Origin of the sequence: Fibrobacter sp. UBA3629 (assembly GCF_002374005.1) — a bacterium.
GTDB lineage: Bacteria > Fibrobacterota > Fibrobacteria > Fibrobacterales > Fibrobacteraceae > Fibrobacter.
In genome coordinates this window covers 57,699-79,098 of the sequence record NZ_DFLC01000042.1, presented here as the reverse complement: position 1 = coordinate 79,098, position 21,400 = coordinate 57,699, and the positions used below count along the sequence as shown (strand labels likewise).

16 protein-coding genes are annotated in these 21,400 nt (G+C 54.8%); 15 read left to right on the top strand and 1 reads right to left on the bottom strand.

Going from position 1 to position 21,400, the window contains the following annotated elements; all coding sequences use genetic code 11:
• From B2310_RS13010 to B2310_RS12985, 6 genes are all read left to right on the top strand, one after another.
• Nucleotides 1–324, top strand: a 324-nt coding sequence (locus B2310_RS13010; protein WP_290732333.1) for a hypothetical protein, incomplete at its 5' end; no start/stop codon positions are given.
• 1 nt (nucleotide 325) lies between these two features.
• The gene (gene rpoC, locus B2310_RS13005) at nucleotides 326–4,768 is read left to right on the top strand and encodes a DNA-directed RNA polymerase subunit beta' (protein ID WP_290732331.1); all 4,443 of its coding nucleotides are present in this window, start codon (nucleotides 326–328) and stop codon (nucleotides 4,766–4,768) included.
• 69 nt (nucleotides 4,769–4,837) lie between these two features.
• Complete coding sequence (rpsL, locus tag B2310_RS13000) at nucleotides 4,838–5,227, top strand: 30S ribosomal protein S12 (protein ID WP_073188010.1); 390 nt, start codon at nucleotides 4,838–4,840, stop codon at nucleotides 5,225–5,227.
• An 11-nt stretch (nucleotides 5,228–5,238) separates the two neighbouring features.
• A complete protein-coding gene (rpsG, locus tag B2310_RS12995) occupies nucleotides 5,239–5,715 on the top strand; it encodes a 30S ribosomal protein S7 (protein ID WP_173367010.1) in 477 nt (158 codons plus the stop codon).
• Between the two features lie 168 nt (nucleotides 5,716–5,883).
• Entirely contained in the window at nucleotides 5,884–6,204 is a 321-nt protein-coding gene (locus B2310_RS12990) for a hypothetical protein (protein ID WP_290732328.1), read from the top strand.
• Nucleotides 6,205–6,374: 170 nt separating this feature from the next.
• Nucleotides 6,375–7,280, top strand: coding sequence for a hypothetical protein (locus B2310_RS12985; protein WP_290732325.1), 906 nt, complete (start codon nucleotides 6,375–6,377; stop codon nucleotides 7,278–7,280).
• Between the two features lie 359 nt (nucleotides 7,281–7,639).
• Here the strand turns inward: B2310_RS12985 and B2310_RS12980 are convergent, their stop codons facing one another.
• The gene (locus B2310_RS12980) at nucleotides 7,640–8,845 is read right to left on the bottom strand and encodes a glycoside hydrolase family 26 protein (RefSeq protein WP_290732322.1); all 1,206 of its coding nucleotides are present in this window, start codon (nucleotides 8,843–8,845) and stop codon (nucleotides 7,640–7,642) included.
• A 232-nt stretch (nucleotides 8,846–9,077) separates the two neighbouring features.
• On the opposite strand from B2310_RS12980, the gene B2310_RS12975 reads away from it, so the two are divergent.
• The 9 genes from B2310_RS12975 to B2310_RS12935 all read left to right on the top strand — a co-directional run bounded on the left by B2310_RS12975 (nucleotide 9,078) and on the right by B2310_RS12935 (nucleotide 21,382).
• Nucleotides 9,078–10,169 (top strand): hypothetical protein, encoded by a 1,092-nt coding sequence (locus B2310_RS12975; RefSeq protein WP_290732319.1) that lies wholly within the window; start codon nucleotides 9,078–9,080, stop codon nucleotides 10,167–10,169.
• A gap of 115 nt (nucleotides 10,170–10,284) precedes the next feature.
• Nucleotides 10,285–11,688, top strand: a complete 1,404-nt coding sequence (gene eno / locus B2310_RS12970; RefSeq protein ID WP_290732316.1) for a phosphopyruvate hydratase — start codon at nucleotides 10,285–10,287, stop codon at nucleotides 11,686–11,688.
• A gap of 325 nt (nucleotides 11,689–12,013) precedes the next feature.
• Nucleotides 12,014–13,816, top strand: a complete 1,803-nt coding sequence (locus B2310_RS12965) for an ABC transporter substrate-binding protein (RefSeq protein WP_290732313.1) — start codon at nucleotides 12,014–12,016, stop codon at nucleotides 13,814–13,816.
• A gap of 29 nt (nucleotides 13,817–13,845) precedes the next feature.
• Complete coding sequence (locus B2310_RS12960; protein ID WP_290732310.1) at nucleotides 13,846–15,213, top strand: ABC transporter permease; 1,368 nt, start codon at nucleotides 13,846–13,848, stop codon at nucleotides 15,211–15,213.
• Nucleotides 15,214–15,215: 2 nt separating this feature from the next.
• Nucleotides 15,216–16,061, top strand: a complete 846-nt coding sequence (locus B2310_RS12955) for an ABC transporter permease (RefSeq protein ID WP_173381057.1) — start codon at nucleotides 15,216–15,218, stop codon at nucleotides 16,059–16,061.
• Between the two features lie 10 nt (nucleotides 16,062–16,071).
• Nucleotides 16,072–17,073 (top strand): ABC transporter ATP-binding protein, encoded by a 1,002-nt coding sequence (locus B2310_RS12950; RefSeq protein WP_173365059.1) that lies wholly within the window; start codon nucleotides 16,072–16,074, stop codon nucleotides 17,071–17,073.
• Nucleotides 17,063–17,875 carry an ABC transporter ATP-binding protein gene (locus B2310_RS12945; protein WP_173381059.1) on the top strand — a complete coding sequence of 271 codons (813 nt, stop codon included), beginning with the start codon at nucleotides 17,063–17,065 and terminating at the stop codon, nucleotides 17,873–17,875. Before B2310_RS12950 ends, B2310_RS12945 begins: the two co-directional genes overlap by 11 nt.
• A 94-nt stretch (nucleotides 17,876–17,969) precedes the next feature.
• Nucleotides 17,970–19,544, top strand: coding sequence for an FISUMP domain-containing protein (locus B2310_RS12940; protein ID WP_290732307.1), 1,575 nt, complete (start codon nucleotides 17,970–17,972; stop codon nucleotides 19,542–19,544).
• A 74-nt stretch (nucleotides 19,545–19,618) separates the two neighbouring features.
• Nucleotides 19,619–21,382 (top strand): glycoside hydrolase family 9 protein, encoded by a 1,764-nt coding sequence (locus B2310_RS12935; RefSeq protein ID WP_290732304.1) that lies wholly within the window; start codon nucleotides 19,619–19,621, stop codon nucleotides 21,380–21,382.
• The last annotated feature ends 18 nt before the right edge of the window (nucleotides 21,383–21,400 follow it).

Genomic DNA, 21,400 nt, shown 5'->3' with positions numbered 1-21,400 from the left:
CACTTGGTGGACGACAAGATCCACGCCCGTTCTATCGGTAGCTACGCCCTCGTGACGCAGCAGCCGCTCGGCGGTAAGAGCCAGTTCGGTGGCCAGCGCTTCGGTGAAATGGAAGTGTGGGCCATGGAAGCTTACGGTGCCGCTTACACGCTGCAGGAACTCCTCACCGTCAAGTCCGACGATGTGACGGGACGTTCCATGGTGTACGACGCCATCGTCCACGGCAAGAACACCCCGAAGCCGGGTATCCCCGAGTCCTTCAACGTTATGATCCGCGAAGTCCATTCTTTGGGTCTTGATATCGAGACCACTGGAGAAAAGTAATATGTCCGAAGAAATGATGGAAAATCAAGAAAATTCCGGCGACATTTCGATTCACCTGGCTGCGCCCGACCTGATTCGCTACTGGTCCTACGGCGAAGTCACGAAGCCGGAGACGATTAACTATCGTACGTTCAAGCCCGAACGTGATGGTCTCTTCTGCGAGAAGATCTTTGGACCCGTCAAGAACTGGGAATGCAACTGCGGTAAGTTCAAGCGCGCCCGTTACAAGGGTGTCATCTGTGACCGCTGCGGCGTCGAAGTGACCCACTCCCGCGTCCGTCGCGAACGCATGGGCCATATCGAACTCGCCATTCCTCTTGCACACACCTGGTTCGTTCGTAACCAGCCGTGCGTGATTGGTGCCCTCCTTGGCCTCAATACCAAGGACCTCGAACAGGTCATCTACTACGAACGTTATGTCGTGATCGACAAGGGCGATGCCGAACTCGAAGAGAACACCCTCATCGACGAGACGACCTACCAGGATCTCGTGGCCGAAGGCCGTTCTTTCGAAGCCAAGATGGGTGCTTCTGCTATCAAGCAGCTGCTCGACAGGCTCGACCTCGCCAAGCTTTCTGCGAAGCTCCGTGACCAAGCCCGTTCCAACTCCAAGACGAAGGTGGACGATGCCATCAAGCGCCTGAAGGTGGTCGACGCCTTCCGCAAGTCGCAGATGGAAAGCTTCCGCAGCTACTACAACAACCCGGATTCCTCCCGCGATTCCGGCAAGGCCTGGCTCAAGGGTCTCGCCGAGGCTGTCGCCGAATTCAAGGCCGACTACGAATCCAAGCATTCCGACTTCATCCTGGCCGATGCCTTCGATGAATTCCGTGTCAAGTATCCGAACGAAGTGCGCATGCTCGCGAACCAGCCTTCCTGGATGATTCTCGACGTGCTCCCGGTGATTCCGCCCGATCTTCGTCCGCTCGTTCCGCTCGAAGGCGGCCGCTTTGCGACCTCCGACCTGAACGAACTCTATCGCCGTGTCATCAACCGCAACAACCGCTTGAAAAAGTTGATTGACATCCGTGCCCCTAACGTGATTCTCTGCAACGAAAAGCGCATGCTGCAGGAAGCCGTCGACCAGCTGTTCGACAGCGGCCGCCGCACGGCGCGCACGGGTTCTGCACGCCCGCTCAAGAGCCTCGCAGAACTCCTCAAGGGCAAGCAGGGTCGCTTCCGTATGAACCTCCTCGGTAAGCGTGTGGACTACTCCGGCCGTTCCGTCATCGTGGTGGGCCCGGAACTCCAGATGCACCAGTGCGGTCTGCCGAAGCGCATGGCTCTCGAACTTTACAAGCCGTTCATCATCCAGCGCCTGGAAGAAGACGGCATCGTTTACACGCTCAAGTCCGCAAAGAAGTACGTGGACGCCGAACGCCCCGAAGTGTGGGACATTCTCGAAGAAATCATCGAGGACCACCCGGTGATGCTGAACCGCGCCCCGACGCTTCACCGCTTGGGTATCCAGGCCTTCTATCCGAAGCTCATCGAAGGTAACGCCATCCGCCTCCACCCGCTCGTCTGTACCGCATTCAACGCGGACTTCGACGGTGACCAGATGGCCGTGCACCTCCCGCTTTCTTTCGAAACCCAGCTCGAATGCCGCGTGCTCATGCTGTCCTCGAACAACATCCTGCACCCCGCTTCCGGTCAGCCGATCGCTGTGCCGGGCCAGGACATCGTGCTCGGGCTCTACTACCTCACCAAGCCGCGTCCGGGTCGCAAGGGCGAAGGCATGCACTTCTTCGATTCCGCCGAAGCCATCCGCGCTTACGAGAACGGTGTCGTGGATCTGAACGCCACCGTGTACCTGAAGCTCAAGGCTGGCCGCAAGATCTACATCGGCGCCCTCGAGAAGGATTGCACCTGTGTCCGCGAAATTGCCGACGACAACGGCAACCTCGAAGTGAACGTCAAGGCTGGCGAGAAGATCAAGTTCCTTACACTCAAGGACGATAACGTCATCAAGACGACTGTCGGCCGTATCATCTTTAACGAATTTGTTCCCAACGAACTCGGCTACGCGAACGAAACCTTCGCGAAGAAGGTCATCGCGAAGTCTATCGACGACCTCTACCGTCGCACCGGCAACCGCGTGACTGTCGAATACCTCGACAACCTCAAGGCCAACGGTTACAAGTGGGCAACCCGCGCCGGTTCTTCCGTGGCTATCGCCGAAATGGTGATCCCCGAAGACAAACAGGCCATGCTCGATGCCGCTACCGAAAAGGTCAACAACATCCGCAACCTCTACGAGGACGGTGTGATTACCGACGGCGAACGTTACAACCAGACGATCGACGTGTGGTCGCAGACGACTGCCGAAGTCGCATCCAAGCAGTGGGATCTCCTTTCCCGCGACCGTGACGGTTTCAACCCCGTCTACATGATGGCCGACTCCGGTGCTCGTGGTAGCCGCGAACAGATTAAGCAGCTGTCCGGTATGCGCGGCCTGATGCAGAAGCCTATCAAGCAGCTCGGCGGTCAGGAAGTTATCGAGAACCCGATTAAGTCCTGCTTCCGCGAAGGCCTGAACGTGATGGAATACTTCATCTCGTCTCACGGTGCCCGTAAGGGTCTGGCCGATACCGCCCTTAAGACGGCTGACGCCGGTTACCTTACCCGTCGTCTCGTGGACGTGGGCCAGGACCTCGTTGTTACCGAGGCTGACTGCGGTACCACCAACGGTATCGAAGTTTCCGCCTTCAAGGACGGCGACGACACCGTGATTCCGCTGGAAGAACGTTTGCTCGGTCGCGCTCCGGTCGAAGACATCAAGCACCCTGTTACGGGCGAAGTGATTGTCAAGGCTGGCGAACTCGTCACCGAACGTGACCTCCCGAAGATTTCTGCTACGGGTCTTGAACATATCAAGATGCGCTCCGTGCTCACTTGCGATTCCCGCAATGGCGTGTGCTCCAAGTGCTACGGCCGTATGCTTGCTTCCGGTCGTCCGGTCGACCTGGGCGAAGCCGTGGGCGTGCTTGCCGCACAGTCCATCGGTGAACCGGGTACGCAGCTTACCCTCCGTACCTTCCATATCGGTGGTGCATCTTCCCGTCTGACTGTCGAAAACTGCAAGAAGGCCTCCGTCGATGGCCGCGTGGAACTCGAACAGGTCGAAACCGTCGACCACGAGGGCCAGAAGGTCGTCACGAGCCGCATGGCAGAACTCGTTATCTTCGACAACACGGGCATCAACAAGGGTCGTTACCAGATTCCGTACGGCGCCATCATGCATGTCGAGAACAACGCTTCCGTCAAGAAGGACGAAGTGATGTTCGAATGGGATCCGTACAACAGCCCGATTATTACGAACGTTGCCGGTAAGGTGAAGCTCGTGGACCTCGTCGAAAACAAGACGTTCCGTGTCGAACGCGACGAGAACACCGACGTCGAGACCTGGATCGTGATCAGTGAGAAGCATGGCGGCAGTGCCCGCCAGCTCCGTCCGGCGATCAGCATCCTCGACTCCGCGAACACCAAGGCGGGCCACTTCATGCTGCCTGACGGCGCTATCCTTACCGTCAAGGACGGCGACGTGGTCTCTGTCGGTTCTACGGTCGCTAAGCTTCCGCGTGCCGCCGGTAAGACCCGCGACATTACGGGTGGTCTTCCGCGCGTGGCCGAACTCTTCGAAGCCCGCAAGCCGAAGAACACGGCCGTTCTTGCCCCGATTGATGGTCTCATCGTCATGGGCAAGGAAGTCCGCAACAACCAAGAAGTTATTATCAAGATGGACGACCAGGAAGAGAAAGTGCTGGTTCCCCGCGGCGTCCACTTGGCGGTCAACGAAGGTGACCGTGTCCGCGCTGGTCAGAAGATCAGCGAAGGCAGTGCAGACCCGCACGATATCCTGACGATCCTCGGACCTGAAGAGGTCCAGCGTCACCTGGTGAACGAAATCCAGGCGGTGTACCGCCTGCAGGGTGTGGCTATCGCAGATAAGCACATCGAATGTATCGTCCGTCAGATGATGCGCAAGGTGAAGGTCAAGGAATCCGGCGATTCCGAACTGCTTCCGGGCGAAGAAATCTCCAAGGTGCGTCTCCGTGCCGAGAACGATCGCTTGATCGCTCAGGGCAAGACGCCGGCGACCTTCACGCCGATGCTCCTTGGTATCACGAAGGCCTCCTTGGCGACAGACAGCTTCATCTCTGCCTGCTCGTTCCAGGAAACCACCAAGATCCTTACCCGCGCTTCCATCGAAGGGCAGGTGGACCCGCTCATGGGCCTTAAGGAGAACGTGATTATGGGTCGTTTGATTCCGTGCGGAACCGGTGCCCGCCACTTGAGGAACGTGACAGTGGTCGATGCCGATGCCGAGGCGGAAGAACGCCAGCGCCTGCAGAACGTACATGCCGAATACGATGACTTCGGTTCCGGAATCCAGATGTTGGATAACGAAATCGGCGCTTCCGACGAGGAAGATGCGGAGTAATTTCGACTATGTACTTGAAAAAACTGGAAAAAGAACTATATTTGCACTCCAAAATCTAGGAGATTAAAAGTGCCTACTATTCAACAGCTCGTCCGCAACGGACGTGAACAGATCAGCAACAAGACCGCATCCGTGGCCTTGAAGTCCTGCCCGCAGAAGCGTGGTGTCTGCACCCGCGTCTACACCAGCACCCCGAAGAAGCCGAACTCCGCTCTTCGTAAGATTGCCCGTGTGCGCCTTTCCAACAAGATGGAAGTTACGGCTTACATCCCCGGCGAAGGCCACAACCTCCAGGAACACTCCATCGTGCTCATCCGCGGTGGCCGTGTCAAGGATGTTCCGGGTGTCCGTTACCACATCATCCGTGGCGCTCTCGATACTCAGGCTGTCAACGGCCGTCAGAACGCCCGTTCCAAGTATGGTGTCAAGAAGAAAGGTGCCGCTCCGGCCAAGAAGTAAGGAAGTAGAATATGTCTAGAAGAAGAAAGGCTCTCCATCGCTCCATCCTCCCGGATCCGCGTTTCAAGTCTACCCTCGTTACCGAACTCGTCGGTGTCGTGCTCAAGCAGGGCAAGAAGACCATCGCTGAACAGATCGTCTATACTGCTCTTGAACAGCTCGACAAGAAGGTCGAAGGCAAGGAAACCCCGCTCGAAAAGTTCGAACTCTGCCTCGAAAACATCAAGCCGCGCGTCGAAGTCAAGTCTCGCCGTATCGGTGGTGCCAACTACCAGGTTCCTATGGAAGTCGCTCCGGACCGTGCCAAGGCTCTCGCCCTCCGCTGGCTCCTTGATGCCGCCCGCAACCGCAACGAACCCAACATGGCCGACCGCCTTGCTGCCGAACTCGTTGCTGCCAAGAACGGTGAAGGCAACGCTGTCCGCAAGAAGAACGATACGCACAAGATGGCTGAAGCCAACAAGGCTTTCGCCCACTTCCGTTTCTAATTCTTGCCTTAGCACAGAATTATCCTAGAGGGAAGGCTCGCTTCAAAAGCGAGCCTTTTCTGTTTTGTTTAAAGTTAATGCAAATATTTAACAGTATCTTACACGTATTACTTAGAACAAGGGATTATATTTGTATGTAGTTCCACAAAACGTGTTTGGAAAAACGATATGAAAAATGCTCTGCTTCTATTTATTTTGACAACCTTTGTTCTTGCTTGTTCGGAGAGCAAAACCCTTCCGTCCGAAAGGGGTTTCGATCGGTTTCAGACGGAATCTTATGCCCCTCAGGTAGAATCTAACGCACCTCAGGCGGAAACGAAAAGCTCTTCGACAGAAAGTACTGTTAAAGGTTTTCCTCCAAGGCCAGTAACTAAAGGACTCTATGACTTTAGCGAATGCAAAGCAAAATATAAAGTAGGAACAGAAGATTACAAGGGCTGTGTTAAAGCTAAATATTCGAACATAAAATTTGCAGGAGAAGAGAGATGATTAGAAGCTGAACGTAGTTGGGCCTATGTAAGAGACAATATATACGACATATACACAAGGCATAACGAATGGGATGATTCAGATGCAAATAACTTCAGTCACGCGCGATTCAACATACCTGAGCTAATGAGAAAACACGAAGAAAAATTTTCAAACAAATGTAAGTAACAATGTCTTTACTACAAAAAATTTCGATTAGATTTTCTTTAAGAATTTATTTGTTTTTTCTAGTTATCCCTTGTTACAGCAAAGGACTTGCGGAGTTTTGTGCGGAATTTAATAAGGATTCTAATGAATACAGCCTTCATTTGGTCAAGAATTTAAATTTGGAACCTGAGTCTAATTGGGTATTTCCTGATAGTGTTATATGTAATGTATATAATGGAGAACCAATTTGGGAAATAGAGTATAGTCTTGACGCCCCTTATGATTCAGACTCTTCGGATTTTATAGGTGGTTGTGTGGCTTTAGACGCAACTCCATCAAGCAACACCCTTTGTTTGAAGCCTAAAATAGTCAAAGTGAATCTAAATCCTATAAATCGTGATGTCTTGCATATCCACAAATACAGAGCGAAAGAAACATTGAAGCCGTATTATGGGAAAAGTTTCAAGGGCCATTGGAAGGCTCAACTTGGAGGAACCGGTTTCACCTATGAGAAATCATTTGAAGCGACGATTGTCGGTCCGTGTTCAAAAAAACAAATTGTCGCCGAATATTGCATCGATGAAAAACATCACCTTGTTTTAGATAAAGAATTGGATTACATTCCCCGTTATATTTTTGCTTCTGCTAGCGATTGTCATGTTTGCAATGAAAATTACAAAGAAACAACGACTACCAGTGTTGATTATGGAACTGGTAGATTTATACCTGTTGAAGGGGTGTTGTATAAAAGTTGCGAAGACTATGTGCTTTATGAGTATTTTCTGTTACCGCAAAACCTAAAAAAAGAAAGAGCTCTTTATGGGAAAGTTTTGCCTGTAAGAATAAATGCGGAGATTCAAAGTGGAGAATCGCGTCGTAAAGATTATTACGATTTTAATATTAGAGTGAATGGCCCTTGTGAGAAATAGGTAAAATGCCTATCAAATTAATTTTTTTGCTTGTTGTAAGGAGTACTTGTTTCCCTACATACCTTGTTCTTTTAAAGGAATCTATTCTTTTGATAATAATACCAATGATGGTCCCTTGTTTGGATACATGCTTAATACGTCGGTTTACAATGGCGGAACAATCTAAATTAGCCAAAATCGACATTTCCGGCTTCTGCACCGAAGAACAACTGAAACAGATTCGTGAAATAGAGAAGAAGTAGTTTTCTTGCATTAGCACGAATTATCCTAGAGAGGCTCGCTTACAAAAGCGAGCCTTTTCTGTTTCCTCCTGGCCCTTGGACCAAGCCGAGTTTTTATGTTCAGATTTCTAGTGGCGCCTACCGCTGTGGCACGAGTCTGTAAATACTGCGTGTGCCCGCCTCGGGAACATCCAGCGCGTGCTCGCCCGGGGTAAAGTGCTGTACGGCGCTCTGCCACAGGATGCGTCCCTGATGGTCGAACTGCACGACGCTCGCAGTCATGGCGCGGTCAACCTGCAAGAGCAGCTTGCCGCCCTGCTGCCTAAACGAAAACTTGTCTGTAATCCCGCCGGTGCGGATGGCGGTAGTGCTGCTGGACGAACTGACTGAACTTGACGATTCGATAACCGCTTCGCTGCTCGAAGATTTGGGCTCACTTGCCTTCATCTTCGCGATGCCCGCCTTCCATGCGTCAACGGCGGCCTGCGAGGTGTTGAGCGCCCAGTCGCCCTCGTTCGCTTCCTTGCTCTGGCTGAACCACATCACCGCGAAAACGCGCGAGAAGTCCGTGGCGAAGTGCTCGAACATGTCGGTAATCCATTCGGCCTTGTTGCCGCCCCTCTCGGAGCTTGAGATTTCGGCGATAAAGAGCGGCTTGTCGATGTTAGCGAGCGCGTTGTACGCCTTCTTGAAAACCTGCGAGAACGTCTGCCAGCTGGACCAGCTCTGGCACGTGCCCCAGTTGTAGCCGTCGATGGAGATGTAGTCCACGTACTCGTCGCCGGGATAGTTGCCCGTGAGCGTGGTGCCGCTGCCCTGGTTTGAGGCGTTGGTGGTCCATACCCACTTGACGTTCGTGACGCCTTCTTCCTTGAAGATTTTCACGATGTGGCGGAAAGCTTCGGCGACGTTCGCGTCGGTATTGCCGGCGCCCGATTTCCCTACGCCCCAGTCATACCAGTCTCCATTTGCTTCGTGGAGCGGCCTGAGCCAGATTTCGTCGCCGAAGCCCTTGACGCCCTTTGCATATTCACGGATGTAGTTGTCGGCCTTGCCGTTCACCAGTTCTTGCGCGTTGTAGCCGTTCGCCATCCAGGTCACCACCAGCGTGGAACCGTTGTTCTTCGCGACGTTCGCGTACTGCGCGGTCGCGTTCCAGTCGTTGATGTCGAAAAGTGCGAAGTAGCTGATGAGGTCGAGGTGCGTGCCCTGCAAATCCTGGAACGCCAGCACGTTCTGCTGCGTGGGCTGCGGGTATTGCCCGGGGCCGCCGACCCATGCGCCGACCTGGAATGCCATTGCCGTCATGGGTGCGAGAACCATCGAGAATAGGAACTTGTTCATAAATGCCTCCGGCGGGCTTCCGTCCGCAAAATGTTCCCATACGCCCTAAAAATAGATTGTGCAGCCTGCACGGACTATTTTCTAAAACGGATATTTGTACCAAAGTGTATCTAGTGTTTTAGAATATCCTGGAGTTCCCCGATACTGCCGCAAATTCACATTGTCCGAATAAGATTCTTCAAATAGGGACACCCTCTTTTTTCTAGTTTGTTTGGTAATCAGGGATTGCTGTATGAAACTTTTGAAATTGTGTTGGCTGCCGGTTCTATTGATGGCGATGTTCCTTTGCGGGTGCTCTTCCGAGAAGATCGAGCCGGAGTCCAACGTGGCGGAATTTTGCGCAGTCGTCACCGATAAAAATACATACAACCTTCATCTTGTCAAGAGTATCGAAATACCTTGGGATTCTTCTTGGGATATTCCAAAGGTGGTTCACGAACGTTGTACTCGTTGGAATTATCGTTTTAGAGTAAGTCCGCCTACCAGGTGCGTAGAGGGGGAATTGTGCCCATTGGTGGGTGGCGGAGGTGGAGGCATTTGTACCTCTACAGGTTCGGCTAGGGATATACAGGTTCCGCTGCCGGAGCGGAGACTATTCCTTAAAAATGATATTTACGCGTGGGCGTTGAAAAGGTTCCCTATGGTCAATGCCAAGGATTCTCTTGTCACTTATTTCGGGAAAGAGTTTGATGGGCTTTGGAGCGCGAGTTTACAAGGTGGCCCTAATCTGGAGGCAAAATTCAAGGCGAAGATTGTCGGTTTCTGCGATACGCTCCCTCCTGTGGCCGAGTATTGCGTTCTTCACGGGGATACGCTAGAATTGCGGTTGGTGGAAAATGTGGATTATATCGAACCCCAGACTTTTTATGAAGGAAAGTCGGGGAATATATGCCATGGAGGCTTCCGGAGCGAAAAGACTTTTACGCTGGATTTGGGAAAAAATGGAAAGGTTTCAAAAGGGCCGTTTGTCGAGGAACTTTCTTGCGACGGGGATGTTCCTGTAGATGCGGATGTGAATATCGGTATTCCGGAAATTATTGTTTTGGATAGGCTCCAGGATGTGCCTGCTGAGGGTGTTGTCCATGGTAGCTGGGAGGCTGGCCTGACTTGCAATTCGGAGTACATAAAGAGGGTATTGCCTTTTAGCATTAGGATTGTAGGGGATTGCCCTGAAGTGGAGCGAAACCACTGGCTTAGCCATGAAGATGTAACGGCAGATAGGTGTCAAAGGGTTGGCAGTTGTGACAATGGTTGTGAATGGGACGAAAACGACAAACGGGTTATGGAAATACTTTCGGAGGAGGAGTGTGCCTCTGATAATTGATGGCAAAACCCATCCCTTTTTACCCCCTTTTCTTTCGCCTATCGTCTTTCGTCTTTCGTCTAATTTCTATATTTTACACCGCAAAATTTTTCACACTAAACCAAAAGGCTAAAAAATGGCTTCTAAAATCAAATCCGTTGTTGCCCGCCAGATCCTCGATTCTCGCGGCAATCCCACTCTCGAAGTTGATGTTACCCTCGAAAACGGCGTGAAGGGTCACGCTGCTGTCCCGAGCGGTGCTTCTACCGGCGAACGCGAAGCTTGCGAACTCCGCGACGGCGACAAGAAGACCTACTGCGGCAAGGGCACGCTCACTGCTGTGAAGAACGTGAACACCAAGATCGCCAAGAAGATCATCGGCATGGACCCGGCCAAGCAGACCGAAGTCGACGACGCCATGATCGCTCTCGACGGCAACCGCATGCTCAAGAACAAGCTCGGTGCAAACGCCATCCTCGGCGTTTCCATGGCTGTTTGCGTTGCTGCTGCTAACGACGCCAAGATGCCTCTCTACCAGTACATCGCCAAGCTCCATGGCACCAAGAAGCTCACGCTCCCCTGCCCGATGTGCAACGTGATCAACGGCGGTGCTCACTCCTCCGCTCCGATCGACTTCCAGGAATTCATGATTGCTCCGGTTGGCGCAAAGACCTTCTCCAAGGGCCTCCAGATGGTCACCGAAATCTTCCACGCCCTCAAGGCTGTGCTGAAGAAGGCCGGCTTCGACACCACCGTTGGTGACGAAGGTGGCTTCGCTCCTGGCGTCAGCATCAAGCCGGCCAAGAACAAGTTCGGTTACGAAATCACTGGCGTGATGACCCTCGAAAAGGCTCTCGACGCTTTGAAGGCTGCAACCACCAATGCCGGTTACAAGTTCGGCACTGACATCAAGATCGCTCTTGACGTTGCTTCCTCTGAATTCTGCGACAAGAACACCAAGGCTGGCAAGCCGGAAACCTACACCTTCAAGAAGAGCACCAAGAAGACTGTCAAGTCTGCCGACATGGTGAAGCTCTACGAAAAGCTCATCGACAAGTACTCCATCTTCTCCATTGAAGACGGTCTCGACGAAGCTGACTGGGCTGGCTGGAAGGTCATGACCGACAAGCTCGGTGGCAAGATCAACCTCGTGGGTGACGACCTGTTCGTTACCAACCCGACCATCTTCGATGAAGGCATCAAGGCCGGTATCGCCAACGCTATCCTCATCAAGGTGAACCAGGTGGGTTCTGTGTCCGAAACTCTCGCCGCCATCAAGCGCGCTCAGAACGAAGGCTACGCTCCGATCGTTTCTCACCGCTCTGGCGAAACCGAAGACACCTTCATTGCTGACCTCGCCGTCGGTACCGCCGCTGGCCAGATCAAGACTGGTTCTCTCTCCCGTACGGACCGCGTGTGCAAGTACAACCGCCTCCTCCGCATCGAAGAAGAACTGGGCAAGGCTGCTGTCTATGCCGGTGACCCGCGCAAGGCTTGCAAGGCTCCGAAGGCCGCTTGCAAGAAGTGCTGCAAGAAGTAATTTAAACTATTAGAATTACTGAGAAAAGGGTTCCGCTTTTGCGGGCCCTTTTCTTTTGTATGTAAATGGCGTTTGTGGCCGGACAAAAATAAAGGAGTAGGGCGATGCGGAGTAGGTGGCGAAAATTTTTATCTGGAATGCCGTTTTGTAAACTTTCATAAATAATTGAACTCCGCATGGGATGCGTTGGTGCGCCGTCCCTGCTCCTGTGTCCGAATGTAAACGTATTTTTCACGAAAGTGCAAAAACAAAAAAAGCTTTTAAATCTATATTACGAAAGGATTTTTTATTCACGAGCTTTCAAAAGCTTATAAAAGAGGACACAATGATTGGATTGAAATCGATTGCCAGGACCGCTCTTGCGCTCTCGGCAAGTGGAGCAGTTTTTTCAGGGTGCGGTACCGACCAGGTCGAAGGGGCTCTGCCCCGTCAGGAGACACTCTACCTGTCCGGCCAGCAATGGGGCGCCCCTGCGACGTTTAACCCGCTTGCCGAAAGTTGGATGGCTGCCTGGCCTGTTGGCGGACGCTTCAACCTGGTTTACGAACCGCTTATTGTTTACAATACGCTGAACGGCAAGATCGAGCCGCTTCTCGGAACGCTCGTCGAGGAACTCTCGAATAACGACAGTGTCGTGGTCGACCTGAACCCGGCTGCCAAGTGGAGCGACGGTAAGCAGGTGAACTCGAACGACGTGAAGTTCATCTTCACGAAGGGTTCCATCAATACCTCGGAACAGATTTCTGATATCCACGTGGATACGATTGCCACCGAACCGGCAGTTCAGGAACGCCTTTCGTTCATCGTGAACAAGGCCCAGAGGAACAACCCGCTCTCTGTGCGTGACCTTCTCCAGGCCATCCGTATCGCGCCTGCGCATGTGTTTGAACCGCTTATCGCGGAAAAGGGTCTCGACGAAGTCAAGAAGCTCACGATGGACAAGGATCCCGTGGTTTCGGGCCCCTACAACATCATGTCCGCCGACCCGAACAAGATTATCCTCCAGCGTCGTGACGACTACTGGGGCAATGCCGCCCTCCACGAGGGCAAGCTCCCCGCTCCTAAGTACGTGGTTCACCCGATCTACAAGAGCAACGACGCCAACACGATTGCGCTCACTACCGGCAACCTCGATGCTTCCATGAGCTTCGTGACCCGCATCTGGCGCAAGCGCGGCGTGCATACCTGGTTCAACGAACCTCCTTACTTTGCTCCGGGCGCCATGCCGATGCTCATGATCAACACCATGAAGGAACCGCTCAACGACAAGCGCTTCCGCCGCGCACTCGCGACGGCCATCGACTACACGGCTATCCGCCAGTTCGCCGTCTCGAACTACACCTCGACCTTGAAGGCCGGCCTTATCATGCCGACGGGTCTCGAAGGCAAGTTTATCAATGACGAAGATACGCAGAAGTACGGCGTGAACCTCGGCATTACCGACGAGGCCGAACGCTTGAACACGGTGAAGCAGATGCTCTCCGAAGCCGGCTTCAAGTCCGTGTGGAAGAAGGACGGCACGCTTGACCATATGGAAAACGCCAAGGGCGAAACGCTCCCGACGCTCTTCATCACTTCTCCTGCCGGTTGGACCGACTGGGAAGCCATGGTGACCATCGCCGTGGAAGGCATGCGCAAGGCCGGTATCGACGTGCGTGAAGGTTTCGTGGACGGCGGTCAGTACTGGCCTGCCAAGGGAACGGGCAACTTCGACCTTCTGATGGACAAGCCGTCTGCCGACGTGTCCCCGTCTCTCCCGTGGAGCCGCTTCAACGAAGTCATGTCCAGCCGCGACTGGCAGCCGCTCGGCGCCTGGGCCGGCACCAACATCGGCCGTTACAACCAGCCGGGTACTCCGGAATTCCGTCCGGAAGTGGACCAGCTTTTGTCTGCAATCCCGCTGATGACCGACGCCGAAGAAATCGCGAAGGCTTACCGCGAACTCAACAAGATCTTCATGGAAGACCAGCCCTCCATTCCGCTGGTCTACCTGCCCGAACAGTTCTACGAATTCAGCGACCGCGTGTGGACGAACTGGCCGACCGCCGAGAATCCCTACGCTCCGCCGCAGCTCCCGTGGATTGCCTCCGGCACCAAGATCCTTTGGAACCTCAAGCTTGCTAAATAAAAGGACGACCAATGCTTAAACAATATCCTATGTTGCGCTATGTCCTGCAGAAGGCGTTCTGGTATCTCCTGACGTTTGTTGTCGCTGTCGCGATTAACTTTACTCTGCCGCGTATGGGTGAGAACAACCCCGTGGACATTATCATGGGTAAGGCAGCCCAGGGCCTCTCGCCCGAAGAAGCCAAGCTCAAGAAGGAAGGCCTCCTCAAGGCTTTCGGTATGGCCGAACTCAACGACCAGGGCGAAGTTATCTACGATCCCGATGTCGACGAGAATGGCAACGTGAAGACTGTCAAGGTCCCGAAGACCGACGAGAACGGTGCTCCGGTGCTGAAGACGGTTGCCGTGCTTAACGAGGACGGCACCCCGAAGATGGAAGAACGCCAGAAACTCGACGAAGCTGGCAATCCCGTGTTCGAGGAAAAGCCTGTGCTCGACGCCAAGGGCAAGCCGGTCATGGTCAAGGACAAGAAGACCAAGAAGAAGGTTGCCCAGGTCGAAAAGATTGCCGTGATGGAACAGGTCGCCGTTACGCGCCAGGATACCGTCATGGTGGAAGAGGTGGTGAAGAAGGCTGACCCGCGCCTCGCTTCCGGCTTCTCCCAGTTCCTCGTCTATATCAAGAACGTGTTCAAGGGTGACCTCGGCATTTCTTACAGCCAGTATCCGAAGCCGGTCGTCGAGATCATCAAGGAATCCGTTCCTTGGACGCTCCTCATCCAGGCTCCGACGATTATCCTCGGCTGGATCATCGGTAACCTTCTCGGTGCCTTCGCTGCCTACAAGCGCGGTATCTTTGACAAGGTGTTCTTCCCCTGCGCCATGTTCCTCAACGGTATCCCGTTCTTCGTGTTCGGTATGCTGCTTGTCGCTCTCTTCTCCATCACTCTCGGCTGGTTCCCCGCGATGGGCGCCTACAGTCCGGATATCACGGAACTCAGCTTCTCGTGGGGCTGCATCAAGAGCGTAGGTTGGTACTACATCCTCCCGTTCTTCTCGGTGTTCCCGATTCTTCTTTCGGGCCAGGCGACGGGTATGCGTTCCATGTCCATCTACGAACTCGGTACCGACTACATGAAGTATGCCAAGTGGCTCGGACTCCGCGAAGGCAAGATCATCAGCTACGTGTTCCGCAACGCCATGCTCCCGCAGCTCACCGGCCTCGCCCAGAGCCTCGGTACCATGGTGGGTGGTGCCCTCATTACCGAAATGATCTTCTCCTACCCGGGTCTCGGTATGGCGATGCTCACCGCTATCCAGCAGAACGACTACGCGACGATTCAGGGCTGCACGCTCATGATTTCGACCTGCGTGCTCGTCGCGAACTTCGCTGTTGACGTTTTGATTGCCGTCTTCGACCCGCGTGTCAAGGCCGGTCTCCAGATGGGAGGTAAGTAATCATGGGAAAGCTTCTTAGAAATCTCCTCAAGTCCCCGATGTTCGTCATCGGTATCTCGATCTTCATCATCACCCTGCTGATTGCGCTCCTGGGTCCCCTGTTCTACCACGTGGACATCAACGCGCGCGATATCGTTGCTGGCCCCTATGCGGGTTCCAGCGGCGACCACCTGCTCGGTACCGACCACCTCGGCCGCGACTACGTGTCCCTCCTGATCGAAGGGCTCCGCAGCTCGCTCTACGTGGGGCTTGTGGCGGGCGTCATCGCGACGACGATCGGTGTGCTTATCGGTCTGTTCGGCGGCTTCCGTGGCGGCTGGATTGACGAAGTCCTGAACATGCTCACGAACATCTTCATCGTGATTCCGCAGTTCGTGATCCTCGTGCTCATCAGCTCCGCCGTGAAGGACGGACGTTCGCTTACGCTCATTGGCCTTATCATCGGCCTTACCGCATGGAGCTGGTCTGCCCGTGCCGTGCGTGCGCAGGCATCCTCGCTCCGTAGCCGCGACCACATCTCGCTTGCCCGCATCAACGGTGCGTCTACGCTCACGATCGTTATCAAGCATGTGCTTCCGTACCTGCTTTCGTACGTGTTCATGGTGTTCATCATGCAGGTGTCCTCGGGTATCCTTTCCGAAGCCTCCATCTCGATGATCGGCCTTGGACCTCTGGATTCCACTTCCCTGGGTATCATCCTGAACCAGGCCAAGGACAACGGCGCCCTTTCGGACGGCATCTGGATTGCCTTCCTCCCGGCGACCATCATCATCACCCTCACGGTGTTCGCGTTGTTCCTGATCAATACTTCCATGGAAGGCGTCTTCAACCCGCGTCTGCGCAAGTAAGAGGTAAAAAATGTCTGACAATGTTTTTGAAGTAGAAAACCTGAGCCTTTATTACCTCGGCCGCTTTGGCGACAAGACTCATGCCGTGACGGATGTCTCCTTCTCCATGAAGCAGGGCGAAATCCTCGGCATCGCAGGTGAATCCGGCTGTGGCAAGTCCACGCTCGTTTCCGGCCTTATGGGCATGTGCATCCCGCCCCTCTACCCCGAAGGCAAGAGCGAAGTGCGCGTTAAGAACGGCGACAAGATGGAATCGCTCATGAACCGCAGCGTCGAGGACGTCCGCAAGAACGTGCTCGCCCAGAAGGTCTCCATGATTCCGCAGGGAGCTTTCAACGCGCTGAACCCTGTCCGTAAAATCAAGGATATCGCCGCCGACGTGATCGCAGCCCACCAGCAGCCGGGCAAGAAGCTCGACCACAAGGAAATCTACGACCGCCTTTGCGAACGTTTCGACCTGTTCGGAATGGACACGAAGCGCGTGCTCGATTCTTATCCTATCCAGCTCACCGCCGGTGAACGTCAGCGTTCCGTTATCGGTATTTCCACCTTGCTCAACCCGCAGATGGTGATTGCCGACGAACCGACTTCCGCCCTGGACGTATCTACCCAGAAGGAAGTGATCAAGATGATCTTCGACCTTTTGGACAAGGGCATCTTCTCGACGATGATCTTCATTACCCACGAGCTTCCGCTCCTGTACCATGTGGCCGACAATATCGCCATCATGTACGCCGGTGAATTCGTGGAAAAGGGCACGGCGGAACAGGTCGTCAAGGATCCGCGCCATCCGTACACGCAGGCCCTCATGGGCGCCATGCTCAGTACGGAAGCGAGCCAGCGTGGCCGTCATCCGGTGGCCATCGAAGGCGCTCCCCCGAGCCTCAAGAACAAGATTGTGGGTTGCCGCTTCGCCCCGCGTTGCAGCAAGGCATGCCCCGATTGCAAGAAGAATACCCAGAATCTCCGCGTTGTCGGTGATCGTGACGTGAGGTGCGACTATGCTAAGTGATAAGCCCGTTGTATTTTCTGCCCAGCGCATCAGCAAGGACTTTGGTGCCGGCAAGACCCTGAAGACCGCCGTGAAGGATGTCTCGTTCAACATCTATGACGAAGAGTTCATCTCTATCGTGGGTGGCTCGGGCTGCGGCAAGTCCGTGCTCGCGAAGATCATGCTCGGCCTTTACCAGCCGACGCGCGGCCAGTTCCTTTACCGCGACAAGCCCATCAAGAACCTGAAGGACCACTGGAACGAAGTCCAGTCCGTTTTCCAGGATCCGTTCGGATGCTTCAACCAGTTCTTTACGATCCGTAGCCAGCTGGAAGACGCCCTGAACATCTTGAAGGTGAAGCCCAGCAAGGAAGAAGTCCGCCGCCGTGTGGACGAAGGCCTGCTGGCCGTGAACGTGGCTCCTGCCGATATCGAAGGCAAGTACCCGTTCGAGCTTTCCGGTGGCCAGATGCAGCGTATGCTGTTGGCCCGTATCTTCGCGCTCCGCCCGAAGGTGCTGATTGCCGACGAAGCTACTTCCATGGTGGACGCCTGCGTGCGTGCAAACATCCTCGATTACCTCCGCAAGTTGAAAGACGAGCTGAAGATGACCGTGGTGTTCGTGACCCACGATATCGGCCTTGCGAACTACGTGTCCGACCGTATCTTCATCATGCACGACGGCAAGATCGTGAACCAGGGTACTCCGGCTGAAGTGCTCGACAACACGACCGAACCGCACACGCTCCGCCTGCTTGACGATATCCCGGAAGTCCACAAGACCGAATGGATCAAGAACAGCCACAGGAGCAAGAAGGGCTAGAGCCTATACCCTTTGAAGGAAAGCCGCAGCGATATCCGCTGCGGTTTTTCTTTTTGGGTTGCAGGACGTTTGTTCGTTTGCTATAATGGAAATCATGAAGAAGATTTTATATGTAATTGCATTGGCGGCCCTGGTTGGTTGCTCGGACGAAAAATCGGAACACGGCTTTGATGCGTTCACGCCCGAATACGGCGCGCGCGGTTTGGTACAGCACGGTTTTTTCTTTGAAAAGGATTCTGTACATGTCCAGATGGGAAGCCGCGTCGAACCGTATTACTGGATAGATGGCTGGAGCAGGTTCGTGCCTGTCGACGGCGCTACCGGGGCTTACGAGATAGAGCCTTATGTTTCGAACGGACTGATGGAGTTTGGCGTTTCTGCCAGTGAAAGCCGCATTCCAAACGGCAGCAGGGTCGTTCCCGACATGGAACTGAAGGCGGCCGCCGACTTGTCCAACGACAGCACGGTGAACGTGAACTACCTGACGACGCTTGCGACCGACATGATATGGTCCCTGGTAAGGGAGGGAAAGGAATTTGCGGAGGCGAGGCGCTCTGCCAATGTCGCGGTGCTTTCCGCGCTCCACATGCCGAAGGATCTGCTCGATTTCGAGAAGTATTCCCTGTATGGCGAAGGCGAGGGCGATGCGATGCTTGCCGCCATAGCGCTGGTTATTGAAGATTATTATGTGGAATACGGCAGTACCACCGCGTGGGAAAGCCTGGAAATCGACACCTTGACGGGAAAGTTCTATAGCTCGGACGTCCTTCGTAGGCTTGCCGTGCTCGCGGATGCAATCATTACCGACGACGGCGGGGACTCCATCCGCAAGGCGATAGAGGCGAAGGCGCCCAACGGGAAGGTGGGACATTTCGAAAAGTACTTGACTCTCCTTGCAACTGCCGACGGCAATCCCGCATGTGATGCCTCGAACGAGGGGGAGATGAGGGATATCGGAGATGATTTCAGGTACAAGATGCTGGTCTGTTCGAATTCGGCATGGCACCCCGCGACAAAGGAAAATTTCGATGTCGGGGATATCTTCAATCCGGAGGTGGAATACGGGACGCTGGTGGATTCTCGCGACGGAAGGACATACAGGACCGTGGAAATCGGAGGCTATACCTGGATGGCCGAGAACCTGAAGTACGCGGACAGTGCCGCCTCGGAGAACCTGAAGGGCCAGAGCTGGTGCTACGGCGACGACGAGTCTAACTGCGAAGTCCTCGGCCGCCTGTATTCATGGTCGGCTGCGATGGACCTCGAACCCGTCTACCTGGATTCCGTTGCCGACATCCGGGAAGTGGAACGGGGAATCTGTCCGGAAGGCTGGCACGTGCCGAATCCGGAATTCCGCAAGCTGTATTCCGATGTGAGTTACGCCTCGGCGTTTATGGCGATGGGAACAAACGAAAGCGGTCTGTCCGTGATTCCCTCCGGCTACGGCGTGGCCGAGTATGACTACGGCGACGGCGGGGCAGACGAATATACCGGGAAAATGCAGTATGTGGCGATGGGAGTGACGACGTTCCTGTGGACCGGTGACCAGCAACCCTATGGCGGGGTGCGGGTAATGTACCTCTACAAGAAGGGGCTCAGCAATGAGCCGGGAAGTAGGCACAATGCTGGCTACCTGCGCTGCGTCAAGGATTACGGCGAAGAAGACTAGCGCTGTTTCCTGCTGAAAACGGAACATGATGCATGATCGCGCCCAAGGGGCGCGATTTAAAGTATATTCTGGATATGGATATTCATAAAAGCGCTTCTAGAACCTATGTGGCGGTATCTGCCGCCGTGTCCCTGCTCGCTGCCGGTGCGGTGGCGGGCCCTCTCGTGAACCAGCTCGGGTTTTATCCCGAAGCCGAGAAGACGGTCGTCTATCCCGGAAACGATGCGAACGGCCTCGAGGTGCGGGACATGAACGGGAAAACTGTCCTGACGCTCGACGCCCCGATGGTGTATGACTGGGACTACAGCGGCGAGGAGATTCAGACCTTCGATATCTCCGCGGTGAAGACTCCGGGAACCTACCGCCTGTTCCGTGGCGGTACCTATGTGGGCAGCCCGATTCTGGTTGGCGAAGGTGTCTACGGCGATTTGGTGAAGGCTAGCCTCAAGTGGTTCTACTACCAGCGTGCGAGTTTGCCGCTTACGCTACAGTACGCGGGCAAGTGGGCGCGCGCCGCTGGCCACATGGATGACAAGGTGATTGTTTACGGGAGCGATGCGGCGACTGGTGGCAAGGGCGCCGGCAAGGTCTTCAATTCCGCACGCGGCTGGTACGATGCGGGCGACTACGGCAAGTACATCGTGAACTCGGGCATTACCGTGTGGACCCTGCTCGAGATATACGAGAACTTCCCGAAGTATGCGGATTCGCTCTCCTGGAATATTCCGCGGGAATTCGGCAAGCTCCCGCTGCTGCTGGAAGAGGTGCGCTACAACCTGGACTGGATGCTTACCATGCAGGACAAGGACGGCGGCGTGTACCACAAGGTATCTACGCTCAAGTTCAGCGGGAGCGTGCAGCCCGAGGACGATACGGCCCCGCGCTATGCGATTATCAAGAACGTGACCGCGTCGCTCGACTTTGCGGGCGTGATGGCGCAGGCGAGCGTGGTGTACCGCAAGTTCGACAAGGCCTATGCCGACAAGATGCTCAAGGCTGCGGAAAGCGCGTACGCCTGGGCGAAGAAGAACCCGAAGGCATTCTACAAGCAGCCTGCCGACGTGAACACGGGTAGCTATGCGCCCGGCAACGAGGACGGCAAGGACGAGTTCCGCTGGGCTGCTGCCGAACTCTACCGCGCGAAGGCCGCTGCGGGTGCGAAGGGCGACAAGGCTGCTGCCGGTTACCTGAAGGACCTGAAGATGAACGCGTTTACGGCGAACGGTGCTTGGTGGGGCGACATGAACATGATTGCCGCGTTCCGCGTGGCGCTCGATTCCGCCGTTTTTGACAAGGATCTGGTTGCCGCCGCGAAGAAGACCGTGATGAACGAGGCGAACAACCTGCGTGCCGTGGGCGACACGAGCGCCTACCGCCTGCCCGCATTCCCGTGGAGCTGGAACTGGGGTAGCAATAGCGCGATGGCGAACAACGGCATGGTGCTGGTGCATGCCTACCTGCTGACGGGCGACAAGAGCTATCTGGATGGTGCGCAGCAGTGCCTTGACTACCTGCTCGGCAAGAACCCGATGGACATGACCTACGTGACGGGATTCGGCTACAGGAGCCCGCGCAACCCGCATCACCGCCCGAGCGAATCGGACAAGGTGGACGATCCGGTGCCGGGTATGCTCGTGGGAGGCCCGCACCTGGGCAAGCAGGATATCGACCTGGAAGGCAAGGAACCCTGGAAGTGCCCGAACTATGCCGTCGCCGACAAGCCTGCGCTCGCCTACCTCGACAACCGCTGCAGCTACGCGACCAACGAGGTGGCCATCAACTGGAACGCGCCGCTTGCGTACCTCGCCGCCGCCCTCGAGGCGATTTACAACAAATAGGTGTTGCTGCCGCCTGTT